Source organism: Paenibacillus riograndensis SBR5 (assembly GCF_000981585.1).
GTDB classification, from domain to species: domain Bacteria; phylum Bacillota; class Bacilli; order Paenibacillales; family Paenibacillaceae; genus Paenibacillus_AQ; species Paenibacillus_AQ riograndensis.
Map to the genome: position 1 here is coordinate 4146435 of NZ_LN831776.1, position 25113 is coordinate 4171547.

Sequence of the window (25113 nt, forward strand, 5' to 3'; positions counted from 1 at the left end):
ATTCTTTTAAACGTCATATAACAACAATATAGATGTACTATTTAAGAAAAATTTTCCTGTAACGGATGCTTTTTCGAGGCGTTCGTATTTATTGAAAATGTAAACGCTTTAACTACAATTCAGGGAGTGAAAGCAATGGGAGTAAAGGTAAATGACGGGCTGGCCGGATCACAGACTATGAACAGTAATCAAAAAATCCCCCTCCTAGAAAAAATCAGCTACGGTCTTGGTGATACCGGCTCAAACTTGATCTACACAGTAATCACTACGTATCTGACCTTTTACTTTACAGATATTTACGGAATCGGAGCGGCTGCTGTTGGTACGCTGATGCTGATTGCCCGGCTGGTGGATATGATTGATAGCCCGATTCTCGGAATTCTGATTGATAAAACGAACACCCGATGGGGCAAGTCCCGTCCCTGGATTTTATGGTCATGTATACCGTTCTCAATCGTGTCCATCCTGTTGTTTATGGGACCTGAGCTCAGTGCTTCCGGTAAAATGGCTTATGCATACATCTTCTATATTGCAGCCAACGTGTTATATGCGGCGGTAAACAACCCTCTGCAGACGATGCTGCCAAGCATGACCAGCAACATCCAAGAAAAAACGGTAGCCAACACATTCCGGATGTTCGGAGGACAGATTGGCGGATTAATTGTGAACCTGACACTTCTGCCGCTTGTTGCATATCTGGGTGCTGGTGATGACCGAAAAGGCTTTTTCTATGCGATGATTATATTCTCGCTTACTGCTCTGGTACTGTTCTTTATCACCTTTTTCAATACTAGAGAGCGTGTACAGGGCGTGTCTGGAAATGAGGCTATCCCAGTAAAAGAGGGTATTAAAGCGATTAAAGGTAACCTTCCGTGGATTGGAATCTGCCTATTCGGGATTACGATGTACACGATGTTCATCATGAGACTATCGGCAGCTATTTATTACATGACATATTACATTGAAAAGCCGGAGATTATATCTACCGTTAATACCATTGCGATGAGCTCACTTTTAGGTATACTGGCGGTGCCTTTCTTAACCAAGAAGTTTAGCAAGAAGTCACTTGTGATTACCGGACTTGCCATTAATATTGTGGGTCAGTTAATAATCTTCATGGCTGGGTCAAATGTAGCCCTGATCATTATTGGGACCATTGTCGGTTCAGTCGGAATGGGTTTGCCTTCAGGCTTGCTGTTTGTTTTGAAGGCGGATACTGTTGATTACGGGGAGTGGAAATCCGGTGTCCGGGCGCCAGGCATTCTGATGTCCGCTTCCGGGGTGGCCAACAAGCTAGGCTCGGGTCTTGGTAGCGCCATTCCGGTATGGCTGCTTGCTGCGGGAGGTTACGTAGCCAAGCAGCAGCAAACCCCTGAAGCCCTTCGGATGATCGCTTTAAGTTATATCTGGCTGCCTGTTATCCTAGGTGCAGTAGCGATTCTTGTGATGGTATTCGTTTATAAGTGGGAAAAGCCGCATGCTGAGATTGTAGCGGAACTGGAGGCAAGACGGATCAGCAAAAATTAAGTCAGTTGTAAAAAAGAAAATTAAAAACTTGGAGCAGTATTCCATAAGAGTACTGCTCCTTTATTATTTGGGAACGACAGACTTGGAATCTTCTTAATTAAGCAGTTTTACTCAAAACACTACTGACATTACGTTGTCAGCAGTGCTCTAGTATTCTTATTTCAGGTTAGATGAATGAAATACCAATTGCAGCGAGAGTCGTACTAGTTGTTGACCTGAATAATAAATGCTGGAGGAAATAGTCTATGAAAAGACTTTATATCACTGCCCATCCATTGGATCCATTTTATAGAGCTTCGCTTTGATAATCATTATGCCAGAAATGCTCAACTGTCTCATAATAAAATTGAAGCTATTTTACCCGAAAAGATCCGAAGCGAAGCAAAAAGAATACTTAGAAGCATACGTATACTTCCAGACTTGGAACACCGTACACAGGCTCAAGTGCTGGAACCGAAATCATTTCGTTTGAGGGTAAAGCTAGAAATTGAAAATATGTTGAGGGAGTACTAATCAACCGTGAAGTATGTTTATTTCATTGAAGTGTATTATATGTATTTGAATCGTTCTACTTTATAATGAAAGAGATATAAGCACTGACAACTAATGCATTCTTCCCTTTGCAGGGTGGGGTGCTTTATTTTTTATGTAATCAATTAAAATTAGATGTTCTGATATAGAGTTGTTATTCTATATACCATCATTTTTGAAAACGGAGGAGGAGCTTATGCGTATTGGATGGTTTAAGAGACGTAAATTACAGCCTACACTAGTTGTGCTGCTAAGTTTGTTTATTTTATTGCTGATGAGTATGCTCAGCATCGTTATGTATTACTCCACCTCCCGGCTGATCTCAGCGAAGCTTAGCGAAGCCTCGTTGTCAGAGCTGGAGCAGGTCAATTCACTGTTAAGCCAGCGTATGGACTCGATCCGTTCCACTTAGTTAAGCTTACTCAATAATCAATACAATCACTAACTAAACCTCTACACAGTAATAGATTCCCAAATACATCTTGGTTTTCGAAACACTTACGCTGGTGTAACCAATGCATATCTTACGGACATCATAGTTGGTTACATCAATTTAAACTCTTGGAACATTGTCCTTTTCACAATGTAAAATTAGAAGATACCTGTGCACGGTGTAAAAAAAATATACCGTTTGTATTTTCCAACAGATTTTTCGGAAACGCTTTTTCCTGTAAATGCGGCTTTGAATTCGCTGATTTTTCTAGTACACTCTGGGAAAATTGGGACACAAAATTTAAGATAGTGGATTCTGCAACATTACATTGGTTATCGTTATCAAACACCAATCAGGAGGACGGAAGAATTTTGATTCTACCTGAATTCGGGAATCTAAATATACTATCTGTTTTTCATCCTTATCTAGCTAAAAAAACTTTCACAAAAGAAAATAATAAAATATCTATTGATGATTTTTATTATTCAACTCAATTTAATAAAGAGCTTTACTATAATAATGTTGATACCTTCCAGACTGTGGATCGACACATAAGAAAGAACGTATTATGGAAACACTCTAATTGCATAAAACAATTTTGGCAGCTACTAAAAAATGATGGGGAAGACTTCCCTGATATTTGTCCATACGCTTATGCCAATGTCAACTGGCGTAAAACCCTTTTAAAAACTGAACGTTTTTATCTTCAGATATTCGAATAAATGATGTAGCCCGAAGTGGAGGACGATATGGTTACGAGCTGCTTACAAGTGCAATAACTGATGACATAAAATTATTATTGGAAGAATATGTACTAAAGAATAATGGGGAAAAGATAAATAAGGATACATTGGAGTGGATCCAAGAACAATGGACATATCGATTTAGTCTAATATTTTTTTACGAGTGTCTAAAATATTCAGAAGATATTTTAGTTAATGATAAGAAAAATACCAACTGGGATAAGATACTCATGGACACAAAAGCTAACTTCAAAATTGCATTTAGATATCAAGAGGTTAATGTTTTGAGTGCTAAAAGAATAAACCTCATGATGTACTAGATGAGAATACAATCGACCAAAAAAACATTGAATATGAATGCCCAAATTATAGCTTAAGAAAAAAGAGAGCTATTTCAAATATGAAATCCTACGTACCGGCACCGATATCCATCGAATATCCAAAAAATTATGAACTGATTAATTACGTTAGTTCATATATAAAGAAGCATGATTATTAAAACAACTCGAGTGAGTTGTTTTTTTGTGGCCGAAATAGGGGATTTATCGGCAATGGGACCAAGTTCTTGTCCTACAAGGGACTATGTTCTTGTCCTCCGACATCAACAGACGAACGGACCGGAGGCAAGTTCACATGCCAAGGCCAAAGACATATGTACAAAATACGGGTTTTGTGAATATGTGTTTAAGAAACCGCGTAACACCGCGGGTTTAACGATCCATATTATTTACAGCGTTACGCATCTCTTCATCTGTTAAGTGTGTGTATATCATTGTTGTTTGTATGGATGAATGCCCTAATTGATTTTTCAGTTTCGGGACATCGTTATTCTCTAGATGATATCGTGTTGCAAAAGAATGTCTCAGGGAATGAACTGTAAGTGAAGGTTTCCCAAAGGCTGCGGCATACTTTTCAATCAGTTTTTCAATTGAGCGCTGTGTCAAACGCCGGCTTTTACCTTTGCGGCCTACAGGAGCTGCAATGAACAGATAATTTTCAAGTTTTTCTGGTACATATCTGGTTTCTCTGATCTGCAGATAACTTTCTAAATCCAGTAAAGCCTGTTTGCTAAAATAAACATATTGTTCTTTATCGCCTTTACGTATTACGCGTACCAGAGCTTTATTCATATCCAGATCATCCATATTAATGCCTGCAACCTCGGACAATCGGAGTCCTGAGCCTAATATCAGCGAAACGATTGCTGTGTCGCGCTCACGATTAAACTGATGAAACGTATAAATCCGCTTGTTATCCTTATACTTTTCGCCAAAATCATACGCTACAAATTGCCTGAATAATTCAAAATCGTCTTCTCTGAGAATTTTACCTTCAATACGGTTTGCAATGGTTTCCTGGCTTTCTTTGACGGCATTTAAATCCATTTTGGCCATTACATTTCGTTGAATATATGGTTTAAGGTCGCTGGTTTCAGCCTTATTCTGAAGGTAATCAAACAACGATTTCAGCGAGGACAATTTGCGGTTAATCGTAAGCTTCTTGTTTCCAAGCTGATAATCCAGGAATGACAGGAAATTTTCCACTTCTCGAATGGTTAACCGTTCCAGCGTTTCTAAGTGTATTTCTTTCCGGATTGATGAAGTTAGATTCTCAGCGATCAGCCAATCGAAAAAGATAATGTAATCATGGCAGTAGTTAAGAAGTGTCGTTGGAGATAACGTTCGTTTTTTGCTATCGATAAATTCTGTAACATACCAAGGTAAATCAGACAGTTTTTCATCAATCCGTTGCATGTAGTGCATTTTCATTTGTTTATCCATATATGTACGAACCTCCGTACATCCAATATATCTCATTACTATTTATTCGTCAAATTGTTATTTTACGTAATTAAAGTATGTTTAAGAAAGCTACTTCTTCTGCTTGCTTCCTATATTTTTGAGCCAATTCTTTTTCCTCGATTGTTTTTCACTTAAGTACTCAATAACAAACAAAGCCTGTCCCAATCAGCCGTTTCGTGGCTTTTGGGACGGGCCTTGTAAAAATATCAATATCAGGTATTATCTCCGGTGGATCTTGATGAAATCACTAGTGGAGAGGCCCGTCACATTCTTGAACACCTTGTAGAAATACTTAGGATCCGTGAACCCCAGCAGTGACGAAATTTCATATCCGCTCAATTCGCTCTCTATCAGCAACTCTTTGGCCCGGTTCATCTTCTTCTCCCGGACATAGGCATTGAAGTTGTTGCCGACCTCCTTGGCAAACAGCAGGCTTAAGTACTCTGGGGTAATACGAAGCTTATCCGCCACCTCCAATTGTGTAATCCGCTCATGCAGGTGCAGATCAATGTAATGGATCACCCTCTTAATTACAGGGCTATATTCAAGCTTGTAATCACGGACTGAATCCTGCATTTCTGCATACAGCTCCAGCAGGGTGCCGCTTAATTCGGACCAGGTCAGAGAATCCATCAGCTTGAGATATACCCTTCTGAGATTCAGCGTCTGTTCCCACTTGAGAGAAGCTTTGTGAGCTGCGTTGACTATCGCGGAGCAAAACTGCACGAATGCATGAATGACATCTTCCGGATGGTATAGCTTTGATCTCCAGTAATGCAGAAACTCCTGGCAAGTGGAGTACATTGTATTTAAATCTATAGCATGGATCTCCAGAATAATTTGCCGCTCCAGCTCAACCGGATAGCGGACAATCTGCGTCACCAGTGTCTGGATGCGCTCATGATCAATTACAATTTGATCGCCCAGCACAATCGACCATTGGAGGTCATTCTTCAGCTCAGTTAGCTGCATCCTGAAGCTGGTCATGTCCTCGCATTTAATAAATCCGCTGGCCATATTCGGCGGCTTCTCTTCTGCCATTAACATCTGCTTGATTACTCTGTAGAATTGATCAATACTCTGCTGATCTGTTAATAACAGTAGATGCAGATGATCAGCTGGCAAAGCAAAAGTACAAACCGGCCCCTTCATCGTCTTATCCAGCTGGCTGTACAGCAGTTTCTCCCACGATTGTTCAGCCTCATTACAGTTCTCATGCAAATATATAGCCGCAAGGTAGAACGGCTGGCGGATATTTAGGTTGTATTCCTTGAGCAGTCGTTCTGCAAGGACTTCCAGATTCACAGGGGCTCCGAGCAGAAGGCTGTTGAAGTAATAATCGAAGGATGCGGCTCCCTCCTTATGGGCTGGATCGAGACTTCTCTGCAATTCAATGGACAACGAAAGTTCTGCCAGCACTCTGCGCAGCTCATTTTCCGTAAACGGTTTCAATAAATACTCCTGAACACCTGCACTGATTGCCCGCTTTGCGTACTCGAACTCCGAATAGCCGCTTAGAATGATAGAGCGGTACTCGAAATGCTGCGCCTTTAGCTTCTCGAGCATTTCCAGACCGCTCATATCCGGCATCTTAATGTCGGTAATAATTAAGTCCGGCTGCAGCTCCAGAATGATCCGCTCCCCGTCCGCGCCATTGTCCGCTTCGCCGACCACTTGATACCGCTCATTCATCTGTTCGATGAATTGAATAATTCCCCTGCGAAGAGTTGCCTCATCCTCAACAACAACAATCCTCATTTCGTTAGTCCTCCCTCTTCAGGACATTGCGGGATTTCTAACAGAACTTGCGTTCCTTCCCCTAATTGACTGGTAATATTCCAGCGGCAGTCCTGCCCGTAATAGAGTCTTAGACGGGTAAACACATTATGTATTCCCAGCCCGCCTCCCTTCTTTTTTACCGTCTGTTCTTTGCGATTCAAGATTTGGGCAAGCTGCTCAGGAGTCATCCCCCGGCCATTGTCTGTGATTCGAACCTGAATGCAGCTACTCTTGTACCCGCCGACAGTGACCGTAATAAGCCCACCAGTACGGCAGCCCTCCAGTCCATGCAGGATGGCATTCTCAATAAAGGGCTGAAGCAGCAGCTTGTAGATTTTGCAATCCACCACTGCCTCCTCTACTTCCAGGACACACTCGAAGGAATGCTCAAAGCGAATTTGTTGTAAGTAAATATATTGCCGCAGCCACTCCATTTCCTTCCGTATAGGGACGATTTCATTGCTTGGGCTAATCGTGTACCGGAGTATTTGCGCCAGATTCTTGAGCATGTGGCTGATCTTATATTGCTCATTCTCAATGGCGATCCAGTTAATCGTATCCAGAGTGTTGTATAGGAAATGAGGATTAATCTGCGCCTCTAGCGCTTTAATCTCAGCATCTTTCTGCTGCCTTGCTGCAGACTTGACATCTTCCACCAATTCCTTAATCTGGCCGATCATGCTGTTAAAGCTTGAGGAGATTATGGCGATTTCGTCCTCCGTATGGAAGTTAAGCTGCACATCCAGATTCCCCCTTTTGGCAGAAGTCATGGCACGGACAATCGTTCGGAGCGAATGAGTGAATTTTCCGGAGAAATAAACGGCCAACAGCAGCGAGAATACAATCGTCAGTACACCGATCATCAGATACAGACGTTGGTGGGATTGCATTTCACGGAACATCTCCTTTTTATCGGTAATGTTGACGAAGCTCCAGCCGAGTGTGCTGTCCGTTTGTTTGTTCACCAGCACAGGTTTTTTGTTCCAGCGCTCAGCCCATACACTTGATACGGTACTTCCGCTGGTGAGCTTAATGGCATGTTGATTCAAGAAATTTGTCTCCGGCTCACCGATCAATGTTTTCTCCGGGAAGGAGATTATGGTCTGATTGTGGTCAACAATGTAATTGAACCCGCTGCCATTTAGATGCATATTCGCATAATTTACAGCCTCGGACAGTACTTCTTCTTTCAGGCTAATCACGATTACGCCGATTGTATTCTTATTCTGCCTTCCTATGTCGAACATTCTCTTGGCCAGATGGAATAAATGTGTGGACTTCTCCCCGTACTGATCAGCATATTCGGTCGGGAGGATCACCGTTTGATCGGTCTGCCCCGCCTGCTTATAGAATTCTGTGTCCGTAATCTGCCCTCCGAATTTGGCCCAATAATGCTGAGTGGCAAGTCCAGTTATCTTGTCATAGCATACGACTAAATCATTCGGCATGAGAATGGAAATGTTTGAGATTCCATCCTTGGAATTGGCCAGAACCCCCAGTTTCTCCCGCAGCTTGCCAAAAGAGATGATCTGTTCATTGTCTGAACCATGTGTCATCTTCAGAGTCAGCTGAGTGATATCCTCGTCTGTGAAAATTTGATATAGCAGGTCATTATACGAGGCAATCTCCCTGTCTACACTGCGGGCGGCCTGAATCAGATTTCCTTCCAGCAGCTCATTTATTTTGTGCTGCATCGATCTGGCAGTGCTGGTATATACAATAAACTGCACCACCATGAGCGGCAGAATGGCTGTGAACAGGAAGGAGAGAATCAGTTTACCTTTCAGACTCCGCTTGTAGCCTTTGAACATGCCTCTTATTAAACCAATCATTCTGTTCATTAATATCCCTCAGCGCGGTATCGTAATATTAGTCTGAATACAAATGATAGTAGACCATATGTATGTTTGAACATACATATAGTCTACTCAACCTGAATGTTGATTAACTATGAAGTTAGTTGCTTCTTTCCAGATAAAACTTCTGGTTGTCTGCAGTTACCTCAGTGTATTGGGTCAGTCTGGCTTCATTGTTGCGCGAGAACTCTTCGATATCCCAGGCCTTATTGGAATGCTTGAAGAACAGCTTAAAGCTTCCGTCCTGCTGTGGCACCAGTCTTACCTGCTGATTCCCTGCATTCACATCATCCCACAAATGCACTTTGGCACCATCAGCTGTAGAAACGTTCGATACGTCAGCCACCTTATTGGAGGCGTTCAAATTGAGCACTTTATAATAACCTTCACCCGTACTCTCAAATCTCCATTTAAACCAGATATTGTTCTCGAAAGTAAACTGGATCACTGGAGTTTCATTAGCCGTCCCGGCACCACCCGCATTCAAATATTTGCCGCTATGCTCTGCTTGAATATAATAGTCACCCTGCGGCTGGATTCTCCAGTACTGGCACTCGGCACCGGTCCAGGCCCACTGCTGCATTTTGGCCTCATTAGCCAGCGAGTTCTTGTCTACATCAAGCACCTTTCCGCTGCCAACATTGACAATCTTGAACCAGCCGTTGCCGGCGTCGACAAAGTCCCATTGCTGGAAGGCATTCCCTTCCTCATATGGTGCACTGACAAGCTGTGCTCCATCGCTCGTTGAATTGCCCTGCACCGCTGCATATTTACCGCTGACGCTGCTCGCAATCCGGAAATGACCGTTTCCGGCAGGAATGACTGACCATCTCTGGTTAGGCCCGTTGTAATCATAGGCCCACTGGTTAATCACAGCGCCGTTATTCTGATTTCCCCCGATCAAATCCATTGCTTTTCCGTTCTTATTGACCAGCATCATCTGGTTGTCGCTGTAATTGTTGCTGGCTGGGACGATATCGCTGGTTCCAGCCATGACATCGCTATTGCCGGTTGAGGCATTCTTGACTGTAGAGATGATAAAAAGCTTATTGTTGCTCACAGGAACCAGGCTTCGGCTATATCCCAATGTAATTACGCTATCTTGCGTTGTCCAATGACCTTGCCCGTAATTATAATTCAGGAACAGCTTGTCCGAACGTCCTCCGGAGATGATAACCGTTCCGTTCGGACTTCCGCCAGGAACCCAGACCACATACGGCTGCGAACCCGGGGTCTGGCCATTATAATAATTAACCTTCATGCCTGCATCGGCGGTATTGCCCCAATTCTCGGGATCATTGGATATCTTATAGTGAATCTGGTCGTCATACATATTAACGATTTCATATACCAGCATATACTGTCCATTACCCATTTGCGTAACCGTCGGCATGCCCGGACGGGAATTTCCGAGCGCCACATCCACCTTGGTCTGACTCCAGGTTACGCCGTCTGCTGATGAGCGGTGGACAATCATCTGATTGTGATTCGCGTCCTGCTCATCCGCATAGAAGCACAGCAGCTTGCCGCCAGCTACGAGGAGGAACGGCTCCCAGATTCCCTGGCTCTCCCAGTTCATGCCTCCTCCATAAGCCCCTCCGGTGGCGATGGTTGCGACATAGGTCCAGGATCTGCCCAGATTGTTGCTCTTATAGAGTTCGATGTTATGCACCAGCTCGCCTTCAGGAAAAGCATTGACCGCGAGCAGCATCGTCCCCTTCGGCATATTGCCGACCTGCTGGGGAAGCTCATAGAGGAAGCCTTGTTCTCTTAGACCTTCTCCCGGATGAATATCGGCAACTTCCCCCACCTTTGTCCAGTTTTGTCCGCCATTGGTGCTTTCATAGATTGGAAAATTAGGACCCGCCGGATGCGGCAGCTGATTGGCGGTCCATGTCTCATGTGTAGCGTACATCTTGCCGTTGTCCGCTCCGCTATTCTGAAGAATCAGCGCCCGGGCGTAGCTCGCACTCTGCGTTGCACTGCTCCCCCAGAGGGTTACCGGACCAAAGGCGAACGCCTGGTTAAAGACTGCCGTGAGCAGAAACAGAACCATAGAAGCCGCCAGCATTTTACGGGAAAATTTCATCGGTTATCAACCTTTCTACTCAAAATTTTCTTAGAGCAGTAATATCAGCCTTTGATTGCACCGTTTGTTAAACCGCTAATAATGTACTTTTGCAGAAACGTAAATAGAAGAATGATCGGTAGCACGGAAACTACGCCGAAGGCCATGACGTTATTCCACTGTGTCCCGTAGCGCTGCATGAAATTGAACACCCCTGAAGTGACCGGCCACATATTCTGTTTATTAATGAATGTGAAGGCGTACATCAGGTCCGCCCAGGCAAACAGGGTTGAGAAAATAATGCTGACAACGACACCGGAAATCGAGATTGGAATCATAATCCGGACAAATGCGGTGAACACATTGCATCCGTCAACCTTGGCTGCTTCGTCCAGCTCCCGCGGAATGGTAACAAAGTATGTCCGCAAGATCAGAACAGAGAACGGGATCGCAATCGTTGCATCAGCAATTGCCGGGGCCAGATACGTATTATACAGCCCCATATTTTTGAAAATAATAAATAATGGCGTTAACGTTAGCGAAGTGGGAAGCATCTGGGTGATCAGGAACGATAAAATGACCAGCTTCCTGCCCTTAAACCTGAATCTCGCCAGTGCATAGGCAGCAGGAATACTTAGTGCCACTGCAATGACCATTGCCGCGCCTGAAATGATGATACTGTTCAGAAAGTTCCGGAAGATGTTATAATCCTCTCTCACCTGCTCGAAATAGGCATTGAAATTGATACTCTTCGGAAAGAATGAGATCGGCGTCTGGAAAATCTCCAGCTCTGTCTTGAACGAAGTGATGATCATCCAGTAGAGCGGAAAGAGAAAGACGATACAGATCAATGCAGCCGCAAGGTTATATAACATTCGTCCTCTTAAGCTTCGGATCTCACTCACCTTCACATCACCTCATCTTCCTTCACAAGCTTCAGGTAGGCAAGACTGACTACGAACAAGATCGCGAATAGAATATTGGCCACAGCCGCACCCTGGCTGAAATTGAATTCAGAGAAGGAAAGCTTGTAGGAAAGTGTCGATAACGTTTCTGTTGCATCTACAGGTCCGCCCTTCGTCATTACATAGACGAGATCGAACACCTTGAAGGTGGAGATAAATCCAAGAATAAGTACTGCCTCAATGGAAGGCCGCAGAAGAGGAAGCGTGATATGCCGCAGCTTCCCCCACCGGCTGGCCCCATCAATGGACGCACTCTCATAAAGCTCACTTGGAATCGTTGTTAAACCGGTTAGCAGCATAATCATCGTGAACGGAACGCCAATCCAGGAGTTGGTCAGAATTAAAGACCACATGGCACTGACGGGATGTAGCAACCACTCAACCGGCCCGTTCGTAATGTGCAGATCCATAAGAATCTGATCGACGATTCCCCCGGAAGCACTGAACATGTATTTGAAGACAAGGGCGGTTATGGTTGCCGGGATCATCCATGGGATGAGAATCAGCCCTCTTACTTTCTTCGACAGTACAAAGTTCTTGTTGAAGAACAGCGCCAGCATGAAGCCGATTACGAACTGGATTGCAATACTGAATACCGTGTAATACAGGGTGTTATACAAAGACGTACCAAGCAGAGGATCAGCGAACAGCCCCTTATAGTTGCCCAGTCCAACAAACTCTTTGTGCGGAAGATTCAAGGTCATAACATCAACGTTCTGAAAACTCATGATAATGTTCCGGATTATCGGGTACCCGGTAAAGAATAACATGAAGGCAACTGCCGGTAATACAAAGAGCAGGCCTACACGATCCCCTTTCATGAGCCGGGAAGCAAATTTCATCAATAAGACCACCTTATGTTAGTAGGGAGTTGCAGAGGTGGAACGTTTATTTCATCATCTCATCGACAGTGGCCTGGGCTGCGGCGAGGGCATCAGTGGTCGAGGCTGCTCCAGTCACTGCTGCCTGTACGGCCGTAGACATAGCAGTAGACAATTCCGGCCATTTCGCATGCGGACCTCTTGGCATCGCAGACTCCATCTGTTTCATCCAGACTTTGAGCGACGGGTCTTCAGTATATTTCTTGTCGGCAGCAACATCTTTTCTTGGCGGGAATGCTCCCGATACTTCCGCATACGATCTGACAGAGTCAGCACTAAGCGCCCAAGAGATGAATTTCCATGCGGCTTCCTTGTTCTTGCCCTGGATCATTCCGATGTTCTCTCCGCCTAATACGGAGGCATTCTGCTTGCCTTGTGGAATTAGAGCGATTCCAAAATCGAGTTCAGGGTTATCCTTCTCAATGGATGTTGTCTGCCAAGGACCGTTCACCATCATCGCTATTTTGCCGGCGGCAAATTGCTTTTCAATGTCCGACATCCCGATGTTGATCACTTCCTTGCTCATCGAGCCGTCTTCCAGCAGTCCGGATAAGAAATCTACGGCGCTTGCAACCTCTGGACTATTCAGCTTCTCGGGGCTTCCGCCGGCGGCGATTAACCATGGATAGAAATTGAAGGTGCCTTCTTCCCCTTTGAGCAGCGAGGTTGCAAAGCCGTGTACACCATCCTTGGTTAATACCTTCGCTGTAGTCTTAAGTTCATCCCAGGTTCGCGGCGGGTTCACACCAGCTTGGTCCAGCAGCTCTTTGTTATAGAATAAGCCCAGGCAATTGCTCACGAACGGGAGCGAATAGTTCTTGCCTTCATAAATTCCAGACTTCATCGGGCCTTCGAAGAATTGATCCTTGTCCGCCCAGGCGTTTACCTTATCAGTGATGTCTTCAAACAGGCCCATTGCGGCAAAAGCGGCCACATCCGGATTATCGACTAGCACCAGATCCGGCAGATTACCTGCCGAAAGTCCGATGGTCAGCTGCTTCTTGAAATCACTGAACGGAACGAAACTCGGCGTAACCTCCACTTCATCCTGAGATTCATTGAATTTTGTAACGAAGTCTTCGATATCCTTCTCATAATAATGCCATAATACTAGCTTGACCTTCTCCGCTCCCGCAGACGCTGAAGCGTTATTCTTTACTACATTCGGAGGATCCGTTACAGCGCTTCCATTTCCATCCGTACTATCCGACCCGCAGCCTGACACGATGGTCATGGTCATAACACAAGCCAGCAGTGACGTCCATCCTTTTCTCATGCAATTCTTCCGCCCTCTCGATGATTTAAATGATTGCTATAAACTATTAAGATATTTGAAGCGCTTCATATTTATATGATAAATTACAGGGGGGCGTGCTTAAACTCCAAAATCTAAAGACAGGTGTAAAAAATTAATGGGTTATATTACTTGATTTAATGAGATGTCTCTCTTCTAGAGAATCCCCTTAGGACGAGTCCGTTATTTACGGAAATTAATTAAAAAAGAAGCCTGCCGACCATAATGGTTGACAGGCTTCTTTTTATTCATAAGTGACAAGGTCATCTTACCGTCTGGTAAACGAGACCTATGGCTCCAGAATCAAAGGTCTTGTTTTCGATCAGCTTAAGATTGATCTTCTCCTTGAGACCTTGGAATAACGGCAATCCCTTACCAATCAGGACGGGAGAAACCGTAATTTTATACTCATCAATTAAATCAAGCTGCATAAGGTGGTGTGCGAACCTAGGACTGCCGAGGATGACCATATCCTCGCCTGGCTGCTGTTTGAGGTTATTGATCTCTTCCTCGACACCTTCTTTCACGAGCCTGGAATTATTCCACTCGACGTTCTCCAGCGTCGTGGAAAAAACGATTTTTGCTGTCTTTTCGATCCACTCGGCATGATTCCGTTCATGCTGCGAAGCTGACGGGTTCGAAAGCACCGATGGCCAGTAACCGTGCATCATCTGATAAGTCCCACGACCCCAAATGACAGTGTCGGCAGTACTCAGAATTTCTTTCGCATGTTTCGCCAAATCAGCATCGTAGGAAACCCAGCCAATATCCATTTCACCATTCGGCCCCTCTACAAAACCGTCAAGCGATGCGTGAAGAAATAGAACGAGTTTTCTCATTTTCAGTTCTCCTTTGTTCATGTGGGATATCTACCTTATACATTGACTACATTTTAGCAGAATTCAACTTGGGTTGTTTCTTATGGATTGCTAATCCCAAAACCTATCCGTTAGTTTAATGAAGTATCGTAAGTCTAATACATTATTTTCTCAGTCTGCAACTTTATATTCTTTAGAGATTCTCATACAGATTGTACTAAGCTTTGCTTTTGGATAGTGATTAATGCATCGGCTTTTCCCAGTCACCTTTGATTACTATTCCTGTCTCTTTCGCCGCTGCTTCAAGATCACGGATATCCTTTGCTGTCAGCATGATTTCAGCGGCTTTTACAGCATCAGCAATATGGGAAGTTCTCGTAACGCCGATTATCGGAACGGTTCCTTTCGCAATGGCCCAAGTGATTGCAACTTGTGCAGAAGTTGCATTGTGCTTATCGCCGATTTCCTTCATAACATGGATCAAGCCTTCCAGTTTCGCAAGTACGTCTTCATTAAACGCCTCTCCTCTTCTGGTGCCGCTTGGGAGAGGATTTTTCACATTGTATTTGTCGGTTAATGCGCCTTGTTCCAACACCATATAGGAGAAAAACACAATGTTGTTTTCGTTGCAGTAATCAATAACTCCGGCTTCTTCGGACGAACGGTACAGCAAGCTGTAATGATTTTGTACAGCAGAGATTTTCAGCCCTTCTTCAGCCAGAATACTTTGCGCTAGTTTGATTTCCTCCAGATTGTGGTTGGAGACGCCTGCATATTTTACTTTTCCGCTTTTTATCAACGGAATCAGCTCTGGAGTCCATCTTTTTACATCAAGAGGATTATGGATCCAATATATATCCGTATGGTCTGTGCCGAGCCGGTTCAGGCTACTATTCAAGCGGTCTTCAACAGGCCCGCCAAGTTGCGGAGTGAATTTCGTTGAGAGCAGCACATCGTCTCGGCCTTTTGTAAACTCGCCCAGAATGCTTTCGGAGGCTCCCATTCCGTACACAGTCGCAGTGTCCCATAAATTGAGTCCGGCTTTCATCGCCGAATCAAAAACCGGTTTTAAGTCTTCCACGGTAAGATTATTCCCGAAAACAGCATCCCCGCCGCCTTGACCGGTCCCCCATGACCAGGTACCAAGAGCGATCGAAGGAATCATTTCATTTTGCAATTTTACCTTTTTCATTTGTTTCAACACCTTTCTAGATTAGTGAAATTTTAAATACTAACCAGTGTTTTCATTCGGAATCTCTCCTTCATACTTATTTTAATACTGATGGGTTTTAAACCGGCGAATTGGAGGAATTCATCTACTATCTTCTCGTTCAGGAAAAACATCATATAGTCGAGGATGTAATCGGAATCGGGTTCACCCGTCTTCTCGTACTCGACTCCAGTTGATTTATGAATAAACATCATTTCGTTGCTCCGCATCATATATTTTTGATCACCGAAGCGAACGGTATAGACACCCGACTTGACGATTAGCAGAAGATGATCCTGCAAAAAAAAGGTTCCTTTTCTGCCTTGCGTGTAAAAACAGAATTCGATAACGGACATCCCATCCAGCTTCAAGCTCCCTTTTTTCTCCGGAGACTTAACCAGATCATGAGGCGCCTTGACCATTTTGCCTGATCGCATAGTCATGGACGTTCCTGCCTTACTTGTTCCTGCGATTGCTCTAGTTTCCATTTCATTATCACCCTCTCGGTTATGCCAGTCCCCTATGTTTCTTAACAAACGTTTCAACACTTATACGTTTAGTATAACTGGAAACCCGCGAGAATACTTTGCTGAAAAGCTCAAACAACTTGTTCATTTAGCTCCTAGTTTCAATCTCCAGATCATTTATAGAGATTAGGGTTTTCGAAAAGAGGGGATTATATATGGTGGTCATGAAACCATTCTTAAGCATTTATTAAGTTCACGTGCGGGTTCGTTCCTTACTTTATTTTAAGAATACTTGGGTATAGTGTTATTAAAAACGCGGGGAGTTAGGCAATGACAACGTCCAAATTATCCAAATGGCTGTACGCTTTATTAATCATTGGGACTCTTCTGTTAATGATCCCTAAATTTTCTTATAATGACCCCGACACCTTCTGGCATATTGAAGTGGGCCAATATATGATCGATCACGGGCAAGTCCTGCATCATGCCATCCATACCTTTTATGGAGACAAGCTGCCTTATGTACCCCATGAATTCGGATTTCAAATCCTTGTGGCACCGCTGTATAAAGTCTTCGGCTGGCCGGGAGTATACATATTGACAGCGGGATGTCTCTTCTTTTTAATACTGGGTCTGCTCCGGCTGGGCAAATCATCGCGTAAAGAGCTGGGACTTGTGGAGGATCATGTTCTTTTGCTCCCTTTTGTCCTGCTGATTTCCTGCTGGATTTATTACAATTATTTTAAAGGCCGTCCGCAGATGATTTCGTCATTTATGATTGTCTGGTACTTCATATATTTAAGGGAATACCAGTATTCCTCCAAAAGCAGATATGCAGCAGCGATGCTCATACTTTCTTTGGCAATCGCGAATTTCCACGCAGGGGTATGGCTTGTCATTGCTGTATTTACAGGGATGGCATTCTTGGAGTCCTTATATAACAAAACCATGACGCTGCGTAAAACAGCCGTCTTTGTCCTGGTCTGGCTGATCGGCATGCTGAACCCCGGCGGAATAAAAAGTCTTTTGTTCATCCTGACCGTGACGAAAAAAAACTTCAATTTACTTATCAACGAATGGAAGCCGATTCAATACAGCTCTCTGGAGAATCTCCCGATAATGCTGTTGCTTCTGTTCTTTGCCTGCACTTTGCCCTACGCACTGCGACGTAACCCGTTCCGCTACTTGTTCATGCTGGGAATTTTGTATTTAGGGGTGTCGAACTTCAAGCAGAACTTGTTTATGTGGCTCTTCATTCCCTATTTTGCGGCCATATTTTTTGAAGCCATTCCCACCGCTAATTTACGCATACCCGTCCAGGTATTCCGGAAAGGCACGCTACGGCTGCTTCTTGCTGCAGGTCTACTTCTGAATGTTGTATTTATTTTTATATTTCCGCCAATCATTGATGCCCGTAATTATCCGGTAGCTGAGATGAACTATATTTTACAGCATACCCCTGAGGGAATCCGGCCCAAAGTTCTCGCCAGTTACGGTTCATCCGGTTATGTCATGTTCCGCGGTGGAGATGTGTTGTGTGATGGAAGACAGGACCCCTTCATTACAAAGGCTTCTCTTGGCGTATTTGATTGGACTGCTTTTGAACGCTCCATGTACGGGTTTTCCGAATACCTTCCCGAGATTGTAGACTATGATCATCCCGATTATGTCATTGTCGCCAACGGGACTTCCCATAAGCTGTTTGGGGAATGGGTGAAAAAGTTTGGGCAGCCCGTATATAAAGGACAGTATGGCAGTGTATTTTATTTTCGGATGACATAACCCACGAAACCTTTTTACTTCTATAGGAAGTTCAATTGATGCAATTCACCTAATTGTACTTTTCTGTTCATTAAAAAAAGCCGATCTTCTTGATCGGCTGCCCAAATAGCTTACGTTATTTTGTGGTCCGGTTGTTCACTTTTACAAGCTCCGGCGGCTTCACTCACCCTAATTGGAGCGTCTCAACCCATTTTTTTAAGCTCAAAAATAGTTGCCTCTGATAACAAGAGAAGCCTATCGTTATTAACAACTAAAAAACTTACACTTACTGGTATGCTAAGTTTTGTAGAAGGGTCACTTATATCTATCGCTTTTACTTCATCATTTATCTTTAAGTCTGGGATATCTATTTTATAAAATCTATAAAAAGAGTCAGAGTTATAGCATGCCGCTGTAATCTGATATAATGGATTTTTTAGTTCATATTGATATTTCTTATAGTTTTTAAGTCCTTTTGATGAAAAAAAGTCTTTTTTGATTATAATTTCATCTCCAATAAATTTTTGCCCTGTTGGATATTCAGAAGCATCATTATATGAATTTGCAAATCCTAAAAGCTTCTCAACTTTCCAAGTACCATAGAAATATGTTTCAGTTTCACTATCCAAATTTATACTTTCTGAATCACAATATTCGGAGGTGTTTTTTGGAATAATAGACTCTTCCGTTTCAGGTTTAGGCTCACTGGAAGTATTTGGATTCGATGTCGTTTCAGCATTTCCACAAGCCGATGCTAGCATCATCATTATCATAATACAAGCCAATAGTGTTTTTTTCGTTTTTATATCCCCTTTCATCTACCTTTCAGAAATTATATCAGAGCAGCTGAAGCGATGAATGACATAAAATTAACCTTATTTATGAATAAGGTTAATTTTATGAAATCAGCCTGTAACTGTGCTCCTCAATCAATGAGATTTTTCTTCCTTAATCTCGAAAACTCCGTAGCATAATACGCCATGGCGATGGCCGGTAAGGCGATTCCGATCAGTAGTGCCGCCTCCCAGCCCCCCGTTGCGTAAGCCCATCCCCCTGCCGCTGAGCCGATAGCGCCCCCTAAAAAGAAAATGGCCATATACAAACCGTTAAGCCTACTGCGGAATTCCGCTCCTAAAGAGAAAATCACCCGCTGCCCGAGAACCATGTTGGCTGAAACCCCCATGTCAAGTAAAATCGCCGCAACTACGAGGATGGGGACTGCGAGTGCAGAACTTGATGGAACCAGCAAGGGAAGCAGCCCGGAAAAGATGACGATGGCCAATGCCCATCCCGTAGCCGGGCGAACCCATCCACGGTCTGCCATACGGCCCGCCGCTGGCGCCACAATTGCCCCCATTACCCCGACTAATGCGAACAGAGCGACCTCCTTCTGAGTGAAATGGAACGGCGGACTTGTCAATACCAACGGAATTGTAGTCCAAAACAAACTGAACGTTCCGAATACACAAGCATGATAAATTGCCCTCCGGCGCAATGCCGGTGTCGCCTTCAGCAGATGCAGCATGGAGTTCAGCAGCGCCGGGTAAGCTGTAGCGGTCGAAGGCTTCCTTGAGGGTAGTGCCTTTGCCAATACAAGAGCCAGCGCGAAAATCAATGCTGCGGAGATGAAATATATGGCGCGCCAGCCCATATATTCCGCCACCAAGCTTGATATGGGACGCGCGAGCATAATCCCCAGAAGCAGCCCGCTCATGACGTTGCCCACATTGCGGCCGCGCACGGCTTCAGGCGAAAGATGAGCCGCATACGGCACAAGGATTTGTGCTGCTACAGAGCCTACTCCGATCACGAGTGAAGCGGTGAGGAACAGGATGGCGCTTTTGATTACAGCGGCAATTGCCAAAACGGCGGCTGTAAGGAGCAATGATGAAAGGATCAACTTACGATTTTCCAGGATGTCTCCGAGCGGTACGATAAATAACAAGCCGATCCCGTAGCCGACTTGAGTCAATGTAACGATGAGTGCGGCAGTCCCGGAGGAGAGCCCGATGGTCGAACCGATCGAGCCTATCAATGGTTGAGCATAATAAAGATTTGCCGCTATGATACCGCAAGCGGCTGCCAGGATAAAAATCAGCGATGGCGAAACCGATTTTTCCGTTGGAATGGAAGCTGAATGCATAGAAAGTCCCCTTTGCTCATCAGAAATTTTCTGGAACATTCGTTCCGGAATGTGCAAAAAAAAATGTTTTATAGCATTTCCATTACCATGTCTATCATCTGCTGCATCTTGCTGCGGTCACCCTGCACCTTCGAAACGATATTTATACTATGATTCAGGTTTGAGAGCAGATAAGATAAAGTCTTGATATCTTTCTCAGGCATGATTTCTCCCGTCTTCTGACCTTTGCGCAGCAGCTCGTAGAAGGATTTCTCCAACTCGTCAAACCGCTCCCTGATCAACGCATTCAGTTGCTCATCTGGCGAATCCATGCCGACTGCTGCATTAGTAATGAGACAGCCCTTCGGCGACTCGCCGTCCAAGGCGGAATCGATGTGTATCTCGAAGTATTGCCGGATTCCCGATTTTGCGGATGTCGCATTGACGAGAATGTCCCGTTTGGCTTGCTTCCACTTCTTGTACCAGTTGATCGCCTCGATATAAAGCGTTTGTTTGTCCCCGAACGTTTCGTACAGACTTGATCTGCTAAGATCCATAGCTTCCAGCAAATCGGGAATGCTTGCCGCTTCGTAGCCCTTCTTCCAAAAAACGAGCATCGCTTTATGAAGCACCGCTTCTTTATCAAACTCTTTGTAGCGTCCCATGGCTCTCCCTCCGTTTCCGTAGGTACAGTATATACTTTTCCGGAACGATAAGTCCAGTATTTTCTGCAGTTATGAAAGCTGCTTATTTCCTTATTGCAATGGCTATGGCTGGACTGGGCAATCTGGGTTAATGCTGCCAAAAAAAATCAACCCATTCTCAATGAGTTGATCGAAGAGCATGGGTTGTAACCTAAACTTAGGCATCTCTTTTACAATAGAATACAATAGCTGCTGTAATAAAGACCAGTGTCCATAACATTGAAATACCTGCCCCTTGCAGGGGTGTAAGGACATTTATTTCATTAGAGGAAGGCGTCATATACATATAATATCCTGCCATATCCGGAAAATAATTTCTAATATCAGGCAGAATATCTCTCGATAATGGACTGATAATGAAATAATATCCAAGCACTACCACTAAAGCCGGAGTGGTCCGTCTTAGTAAACTACCTATAGCTGCACTGAGAACTGTGGTTAATGTTAGATAGCCAGCTGCACCTATTAACGTTTCTATCATTGTGTCTATTTCTACCCCTGCTGCTGTGTCCCTCATCTTAATAAAAGTATATAGTACACCAGATGCAGCAATAATAAATGCCGCAAGAAAGGTTATAATGGCCAATGCCAAGTGCTTCGCAGATAATTGGAGCCCGCGCCAAGGGATCGCCGTTAAAGTAGTGCGAATCTGTCCACCACTATACTCGGAACACGCAGCTAAGATCCCAAGAATAATGAATCCTGCTTGAAGATATTCCATAGAAGCAAGTCCTATATTTAGTATACTTTGCGTTCCTGCCGCCCCTTGTAGACCAGCAGAAGTAAAAGCTGCGGCTAAAACTAAATTAAAAATGAATGTACCCATAAGAGTGAGCCATATCCATGGTAATGTAACTAATTTATCCAGTTCAGCGCCAAGGATTTGTGATATCTTTCTACTGGATGAGACACTCATGATGCAACGTCCCTCCTACGGAATACCATAACTGCAACAACGAAAAGAACGGCTACCCAGACAAACATGACTAAGCCGCCAGTGAACGGGGTGTGAAAGCTGTCGCTCATAGACATAAACATATCAATGCCAGCCCTATCTGGTAAGTAAAACGCCAACGTTGAAACCTTAGACAGCAGGAAGCTAAATGACACAAAAGATGTATTTGTAATGAGCACAGCAAGCGGGATAATGCCATTCTTAGTCAGAACAGTAATCCCAAATGCCAAAAGAGCAGTGAATGTCCAGTAACATACTGCACCGGTAAGTCTAGACCATTCAAATGCGGGGGCATATTCACCAAGAATAAGATGCGTTGCGGACACAGTTGTCATAATAGCAACAATACACAGCAGTATGCTGATCACGGTCACAGCGCCAGCTTTTGCCAGCAAAAAATGAAGCCGGGATGAAACAACAGTTAAACTTGTTGTAATCTGTTTTCCTCCACCAGATTCACTGCTCTCTGTTAAAAACTCACTGCTGACAGCAAGCACACCAAGAATAATGACACCTTGCACACCAAGAGCTAATCCAATATAACCAACTTCCGGCAGCCGTGTGCTAACTCCAGCTATAATCTCCTCTTTTTGTGCTGTACTGTCCAAGGCAGCAATTACAGCCGGGGCAAATGCTCCAATAAGAAAAGCAAGCCAAATGCCCGGCAGGGAGAACAGCTTAGACAGCTCCGCGTTGAATGCTCTCATACAACATCACCAGCAATTTCAGATGTCAGGGCAAAAAAGGCTTCCTCCAGCGTGGAATGATTACCTATGACTTCTTCCAATGTTCCATCTGCAACGATTGTTCCATGCTTAATAATCACCACATCATCAACCGTCTCTGCAAGCTCTCCCATTAGATGACTGGAGAGTAACACCGTATTTCCAGACTCAGCACGTTTACGTAAAAATGTCCGGATCCAACGAATTCCCTCCGGGTCGAGCCCGTTTACGGGTTCATCTAAAATCAATATTTGGGGATCGCCAAGCAGTGCAGCTGCCATCCCAAGTCTTCTCCCCATCCCAAGGGAATAACTCCCGACTCTTTTGCCGGCTGCATTTGTAAGACCTGCGATTTCCAGAACTTCCTCGACACGTGAGCGGGGCAAGCCTGCGGCACGAGCAATCCAACGTAAATGGGCCCTTCCTGTCCGCATACGATGAGCTCCAGATCCATCAAGTGCGGCGCCTACTGTTGCCAGAGGATTATGTAATTCTGCAAATGGCTTTCCATTAATCAGTGCACTCCCTGAGGTGGCATGATCTAATCCAAGCAGGATGCGAAGGGTAGAACTTTTACCTGCCCCATTGGGACCTAAAAAACCAGTTACCTTACCTGGTCTGGCCTTAAAACTAATACCTGATAAGATTTCTTGATTTCCGCGGTGTTTGACTAAGTTATTAATGGTAAGCAACCATAACACTTCCTTTCTGTTATGGCTCTAATTATAGAGAAGCAAAGTTACATCCCGGTTATCCTGCTGTTTACTTCCGGGTTAACTTTAGGTTAAGCTCTACCTATTGCTACTCTTGTACCATTTTCATCAGAGGTAAAGTCAGCTTTCAGCCTCATTTTGTTCAACATATAATTTGAAGCCGATAAACCAATCCCCGCCCCTCGCCCATAGGAAGAGTGATCCATACCTGGACCTTTGTCTGCAATAATGATCTGTTCTTTGTCTACATCAACCCCAATGTGTGCATATTTCCCCCCTGCTGCATGGCGAAGAATATTCTGAAATAAATTATCCAGAACCCGGGTTATCCATTTAGGATCTGCTTCCCAGTAAAAAGTCTTCTCTGCCGGTAAATCAACATCGAGCTGAATTTCTTTTTCTTCAAATGCATCATACCACGCAGCAACAGCTGCTCTTACTAAACGTACAATATCTGTTGAAGTGGGCCTAAAAGGATGTTTCCCTGATGTAAGCAATGTATAGGAAAGTAAATCATCCATTAAATCTCCGACTCTTGTAATCGTATGGTTCATCTCTGTTAATGAGTTTTGTCCTTCAACACTCATTGATTCTTTATTTAATCTGGTGACATGTCCTCTCAAAATGGTAAGCGGCGTCCGTAAGTCGTGAGATAAATTCGCAATAAGCCGATGCCGTAATAATTCCTCTTCGTGCTCCCGCTTGCGGCTGTCTTCAAGCTGCTGAATCATCCAATTAAAAGAACTTCCTAACTGGTCAATTTCATCCATACGATCCGTTTGAACAGATACCGGTTGAGGAAATGAATTATGGTTAGCTGAAAATGACATGGATTCCTGCAAACGGGTAAGACGTGAGCGAAGCCTCAGGAAGAACACCCAGGACATTACAACAAAAGCGATAATAATAAAACCAAACACAAACAGTGTAACGTAAAACAGCTTTAACGTATTGAGTTTCGCTCCATGGATCGAAGACCCAAAGAACGCCGAGAAGAAAATAAGCATAATTAGAGGAGAAAAGATAAATAGAAAATGTCCTTTTAGAAAATGGCGAAATAATGATCTGGTCTGTTTCATAGCTTTACCCGGTAACCTATTCCCTTTAACGTTTCAATAATCTCCGGGGAATCCGGGTTACGTTCCAGCTTTTGACGCAATCGGCGGATATGCACCATTAATGTTTTGTCACCAGTGATATAAGCTTCTTCCCAAATGGCTTCATAGATTTGTTCTTTCGGCAAAACTTTATTAGGGTGGCGTAAGAAGTACATTAAGATTTGATGTTGTTTCCCTGTCAATATGATTTCTTCTCCTGTGCGTTTGTCAAACACCATCTGAGCTTCCGGATCGACTTCAATATGATTGCCCAATGAAATGCGTCCGGAATATGATCCTCCACTTCGGCGGATTAATACTTCTAATCTTGCAACTAATTCATCCGAATGGAATGGTTTCGTTAAATAGTCATCAGCAAATTGTAAACCATCTACCTTATCATCTACCGATGTCCGGGCAGATAATAGCAAAATAGGAACAGCAGGGGCTGCCTTTTTTAAGCGTTTCCCCACAGTAAATCCGTCTAAACCGGGTAACATGATATCCAAAATAACGATTTCATGCTGATTTACTTCTTTTTCTGCCCCTTCACCAGATAGCAGCCACTGAACTGAATATCCCCGCTGTTCCAATTCTACTTTGACCCAGCTGCCTATTTTCTCATTATCTTCAATGTATAATACGTTTCTTTTCAAATAACA

The 25113-nt window shown here is 44.0% G+C and carries 22 protein-coding genes; 4 read left to right on the forward strand and 18 right to left on the reverse strand.

Going from position 1 to position 25113, the window contains the following annotated elements:
* The first annotated feature begins 135 nt into the window (after positions 1–135).
* The 3 genes from PRIO_RS17400 (at position 136) to PRIO_RS17410 (ending at position 3213) form a co-directional block, all read left to right on the forward strand.
* Complete coding sequence (locus PRIO_RS17400) at positions 136–1527, forward strand: glycoside-pentoside-hexuronide (GPH):cation symporter (protein WP_052741480.1); 1392 nt, start codon at positions 136–138, stop codon at positions 1525–1527.
* A gap of 727 nt (positions 1528–2254) precedes the next feature.
* Entirely contained in the window at positions 2255–2470 is a 216-nt protein-coding gene (locus tag PRIO_RS17405; protein WP_046503780.1) for a hypothetical protein, read from the forward strand.
* A gap of 392 nt (positions 2471–2862) precedes the next feature.
* Positions 2863–3213: a hypothetical protein gene (locus PRIO_RS17410; protein ID WP_046503782.1), complete on the forward strand. Its 351-nt coding sequence runs from the start codon at positions 2863–2865 to the stop codon at positions 3211–3213.
* Between the two features lie 731 nt (positions 3214–3944).
* Here PRIO_RS17410 and xerS read toward each other — a convergent pair.
* The 10 genes from xerS to PRIO_RS17465 form a co-directional block, all read right to left on the reverse strand.
* Positions 3945–5015: a tyrosine recombinase XerS gene (gene xerS, locus PRIO_RS17420; protein WP_046503787.1), complete on the reverse strand. Its 1071-nt coding sequence runs from the start codon at positions 5013–5015 to the stop codon at positions 3945–3947.
* A gap of 240 nt (positions 5016–5255) precedes the next feature.
* Positions 5256–6794 carry a response regulator gene (locus tag PRIO_RS17425; protein ID WP_020434253.1) on the reverse strand — a complete coding sequence of 513 codons (1539 nt, stop codon included), beginning with the start codon at positions 6792–6794 and terminating at the stop codon, positions 5256–5258.
* Complete coding sequence (locus PRIO_RS17430) at positions 6791–8656, reverse strand: cache domain-containing sensor histidine kinase (protein WP_082118122.1); 1866 nt, start codon at positions 8654–8656, stop codon at positions 6791–6793. Before PRIO_RS17430 ends, PRIO_RS17425 begins: the two co-directional genes overlap by 4 nt.
* Positions 8657–8771: 115 nt before the next feature.
* Entirely contained in the window at positions 8772–10760 is a 1989-nt protein-coding gene (locus tag PRIO_RS17435; protein ID WP_020434255.1) for an RICIN domain-containing protein, read from the reverse strand.
* Positions 10761–10804: 44 nt separating this feature from the next.
* Entirely contained in the window at positions 10805–11614 is an 810-nt protein-coding gene (locus tag PRIO_RS17440) for a carbohydrate ABC transporter permease (protein ID WP_020434256.1), read from the reverse strand.
* Between the two features lie 32 nt (positions 11615–11646).
* Positions 11647–12546, reverse strand: a complete 900-nt coding sequence (locus PRIO_RS17445; protein WP_020434257.1) for a carbohydrate ABC transporter permease — start codon at positions 12544–12546, stop codon at positions 11647–11649.
* Between the two features lie 46 nt (positions 12547–12592).
* Positions 12593–13861: an ABC transporter substrate-binding protein gene (locus tag PRIO_RS17450; RefSeq protein WP_046503795.1), complete on the reverse strand. Its 1269-nt coding sequence runs from the start codon at positions 13859–13861 to the stop codon at positions 12593–12595.
* 281 nt (positions 13862–14142) lie between these two features.
* Positions 14143–14718, reverse strand: coding sequence for a dihydrofolate reductase family protein (locus PRIO_RS17455; protein WP_046503798.1), 576 nt, complete (start codon positions 14716–14718; stop codon positions 14143–14145).
* A 220-nt stretch (positions 14719–14938) separates the two neighbouring features.
* Positions 14939–15889 (reverse strand): aldo/keto reductase, encoded by a 951-nt coding sequence (locus PRIO_RS17460; RefSeq protein WP_020434221.1) that lies wholly within the window; start codon positions 15887–15889, stop codon positions 14939–14941.
* 32 nt (positions 15890–15921) lie between these two features.
* A complete protein-coding gene (locus PRIO_RS17465; protein WP_141639242.1) occupies positions 15922–16350 on the reverse strand; it encodes a hypothetical protein in 429 nt (142 codons plus the stop codon).
* Positions 16351–16704: 354 nt separating this feature from the next.
* Here PRIO_RS17465 and PRIO_RS17470 point away from each other — a divergent pair, with 354 nt between their 5' ends.
* Positions 16705–18156: a hypothetical protein gene (locus PRIO_RS17470; protein ID WP_046503801.1), complete on the forward strand. Its 1452-nt coding sequence runs from the start codon at positions 16705–16707 to the stop codon at positions 18154–18156.
* 182 nt (positions 18157–18338) lie between these two features.
* Here the strand turns inward: PRIO_RS17470 and PRIO_RS17475 are convergent, their stop codons facing one another.
* From PRIO_RS17475 to PRIO_RS17510, 8 genes are all read right to left on the reverse strand, one after another.
* Complete coding sequence (locus tag PRIO_RS17475) at positions 18339–18902, reverse strand: hypothetical protein (RefSeq protein WP_231869704.1); 564 nt, start codon at positions 18900–18902, stop codon at positions 18339–18341.
* 158 nt (positions 18903–19060) lie between these two features.
* The gene (locus PRIO_RS17480; RefSeq protein WP_046503807.1) at positions 19061–20278 is read right to left on the reverse strand and encodes an MFS transporter; all 1218 of its coding nucleotides are present in this window, start codon (positions 20276–20278) and stop codon (positions 19061–19063) included.
* 68 nt (positions 20279–20346) lie between these two features.
* Positions 20347–20922: a TetR/AcrR family transcriptional regulator gene (locus tag PRIO_RS17485; protein WP_020433886.1), complete on the reverse strand. Its 576-nt coding sequence runs from the start codon at positions 20920–20922 to the stop codon at positions 20347–20349.
* Between the two features lie 196 nt (positions 20923–21118).
* A complete protein-coding gene (locus PRIO_RS17490) occupies positions 21119–21877 on the reverse strand; it encodes an ABC transporter permease (protein ID WP_046503810.1) in 759 nt (252 codons plus the stop codon).
* A complete protein-coding gene (locus PRIO_RS17495; protein WP_046503813.1) occupies positions 21874–22623 on the reverse strand; it encodes an ABC transporter permease in 750 nt (249 codons plus the stop codon). The genes PRIO_RS17490 and PRIO_RS17495 overlap by 4 nt, the downstream gene beginning before the upstream one ends.
* The gene (locus PRIO_RS17500) at positions 22620–23333 is read right to left on the reverse strand and encodes an ABC transporter ATP-binding protein (RefSeq protein WP_020433893.1); all 714 of its coding nucleotides are present in this window, start codon (positions 23331–23333) and stop codon (positions 22620–22622) included. The genes PRIO_RS17495 and PRIO_RS17500 overlap by 4 nt, the downstream gene beginning before the upstream one ends.
* Before the next feature lie 92 nt (positions 23334–23425).
* Complete coding sequence (locus PRIO_RS17505) at positions 23426–24433, reverse strand: sensor histidine kinase (protein WP_046503816.1); 1008 nt, start codon at positions 24431–24433, stop codon at positions 23426–23428.
* Positions 24430–25107 (reverse strand): response regulator transcription factor, encoded by a 678-nt coding sequence (locus PRIO_RS17510; protein WP_039791110.1) that lies wholly within the window; start codon positions 25105–25107, stop codon positions 24430–24432. Before PRIO_RS17510 ends, PRIO_RS17505 begins: the two co-directional genes overlap by 4 nt.
* Positions 25108–25113: the final 6 nt, after the last annotated feature.

What these genes read in the sequence shown, in the direction of transcription:
- PRIO_RS17435 (WP_020434255.1), bottom strand. Translation starts at nt 10,760, where the DNA reads ATGAAATTTTCCCGTAAAATGCTGGCGGCTTCTATGGTTCTGTTTCTG.
- PRIO_RS17425 (WP_020434253.1), bottom strand. Translation starts at nt 6,794, where the DNA reads ATGAGGATTGTTGTTGTTGAGGATGAGGCAACTCTTCGCAGGGGAATT.
- PRIO_RS17455 (WP_046503798.1), bottom strand. Translation starts at nt 14,718, where the DNA reads ATGAGAAAACTCGTTCTATTTCTTCACGCATCGCTTGACGGTTTTGTA.
- PRIO_RS17400 (WP_052741480.1), top strand. Translation starts at nt 136, where the DNA reads ATGGGAGTAAAGGTAAATGACGGGCTGGCCGGATCACAGACTATGAAC.
- PRIO_RS17480 (WP_046503807.1), bottom strand. Translation starts at nt 20,278, where the DNA reads ATGCATTCAGCTTCCATTCCAACGGAAAAATCGGTTTCGCCATCGCTG.
- xerS (WP_046503787.1), bottom strand. Translation starts at nt 5,015, where the DNA reads ATGGATAAACAAATGAAAATGCACTACATGCAACGGATTGATGAAAAA.
- PRIO_RS17495 (WP_046503813.1), bottom strand. Translation starts at nt 22,623, where the DNA reads ATGAGAGCATTCAACGCGGAGCTGTCTAAGCTGTTCTCCCTGCCGGGC.
- PRIO_RS17470 (WP_046503801.1), top strand. Translation starts at nt 16,705, where the DNA reads ATGACAACGTCCAAATTATCCAAATGGCTGTACGCTTTATTAATCATT.
- PRIO_RS17505 (WP_046503816.1), bottom strand. Translation starts at nt 24,433, where the DNA reads ATGAAACAGACCAGATCATTATTTCGCCATTTTCTAAAAGGACATTTT.
- PRIO_RS17490 (WP_046503810.1), bottom strand. Translation starts at nt 21,877, where the DNA reads ATGAGTGTCTCATCCAGTAGAAAGATATCACAAATCCTTGGCGCTGAA.
- PRIO_RS17485 (WP_020433886.1), bottom strand. Translation starts at nt 20,922, where the DNA reads ATGGGACGCTACAAAGAGTTTGATAAAGAAGCGGTGCTTCATAAAGCG.
- PRIO_RS17430 (WP_082118122.1), bottom strand. Translation starts at nt 8,656, where the DNA reads ATGAACAGAATGATTGGTTTAATAAGAGGCATGTTCAAAGGCTACAAG.
- PRIO_RS17450 (WP_046503795.1), bottom strand. Translation starts at nt 13,861, where the DNA reads ATGAGAAAAGGATGGACGTCACTGCTGGCTTGTGTTATGACCATGACC.
- PRIO_RS17475 (WP_231869704.1), bottom strand. Translation starts at nt 18,902, where the DNA reads ATGATGATGCTAGCATCGGCTTGTGGAAATGCTGAAACGACATCGAAT.
- PRIO_RS17405 (WP_046503780.1), top strand. Translation starts at nt 2,255, where the DNA reads ATGCGTATTGGATGGTTTAAGAGACGTAAATTACAGCCTACACTAGTT.
- PRIO_RS17460 (WP_020434221.1), bottom strand. Translation starts at nt 15,889, where the DNA reads ATGAAAAAGGTAAAATTGCAAAATGAAATGATTCCTTCGATCGCTCTT.
- PRIO_RS17465 (WP_141639242.1), bottom strand. Translation starts at nt 16,350, where the DNA reads ATGACTATGCGATCAGGCAAAATGGTCAAGGCGCCTCATGATCTGGTT.
- PRIO_RS17440 (WP_020434256.1), bottom strand. Translation starts at nt 11,614, where the DNA reads ATGTTATATAACCTTGCGGCTGCATTGATCTGTATCGTCTTTCTCTTT.
- PRIO_RS17445 (WP_020434257.1), bottom strand. Translation starts at nt 12,546, where the DNA reads ATGAAATTTGCTTCCCGGCTCATGAAAGGGGATCGTGTAGGCCTGCTC.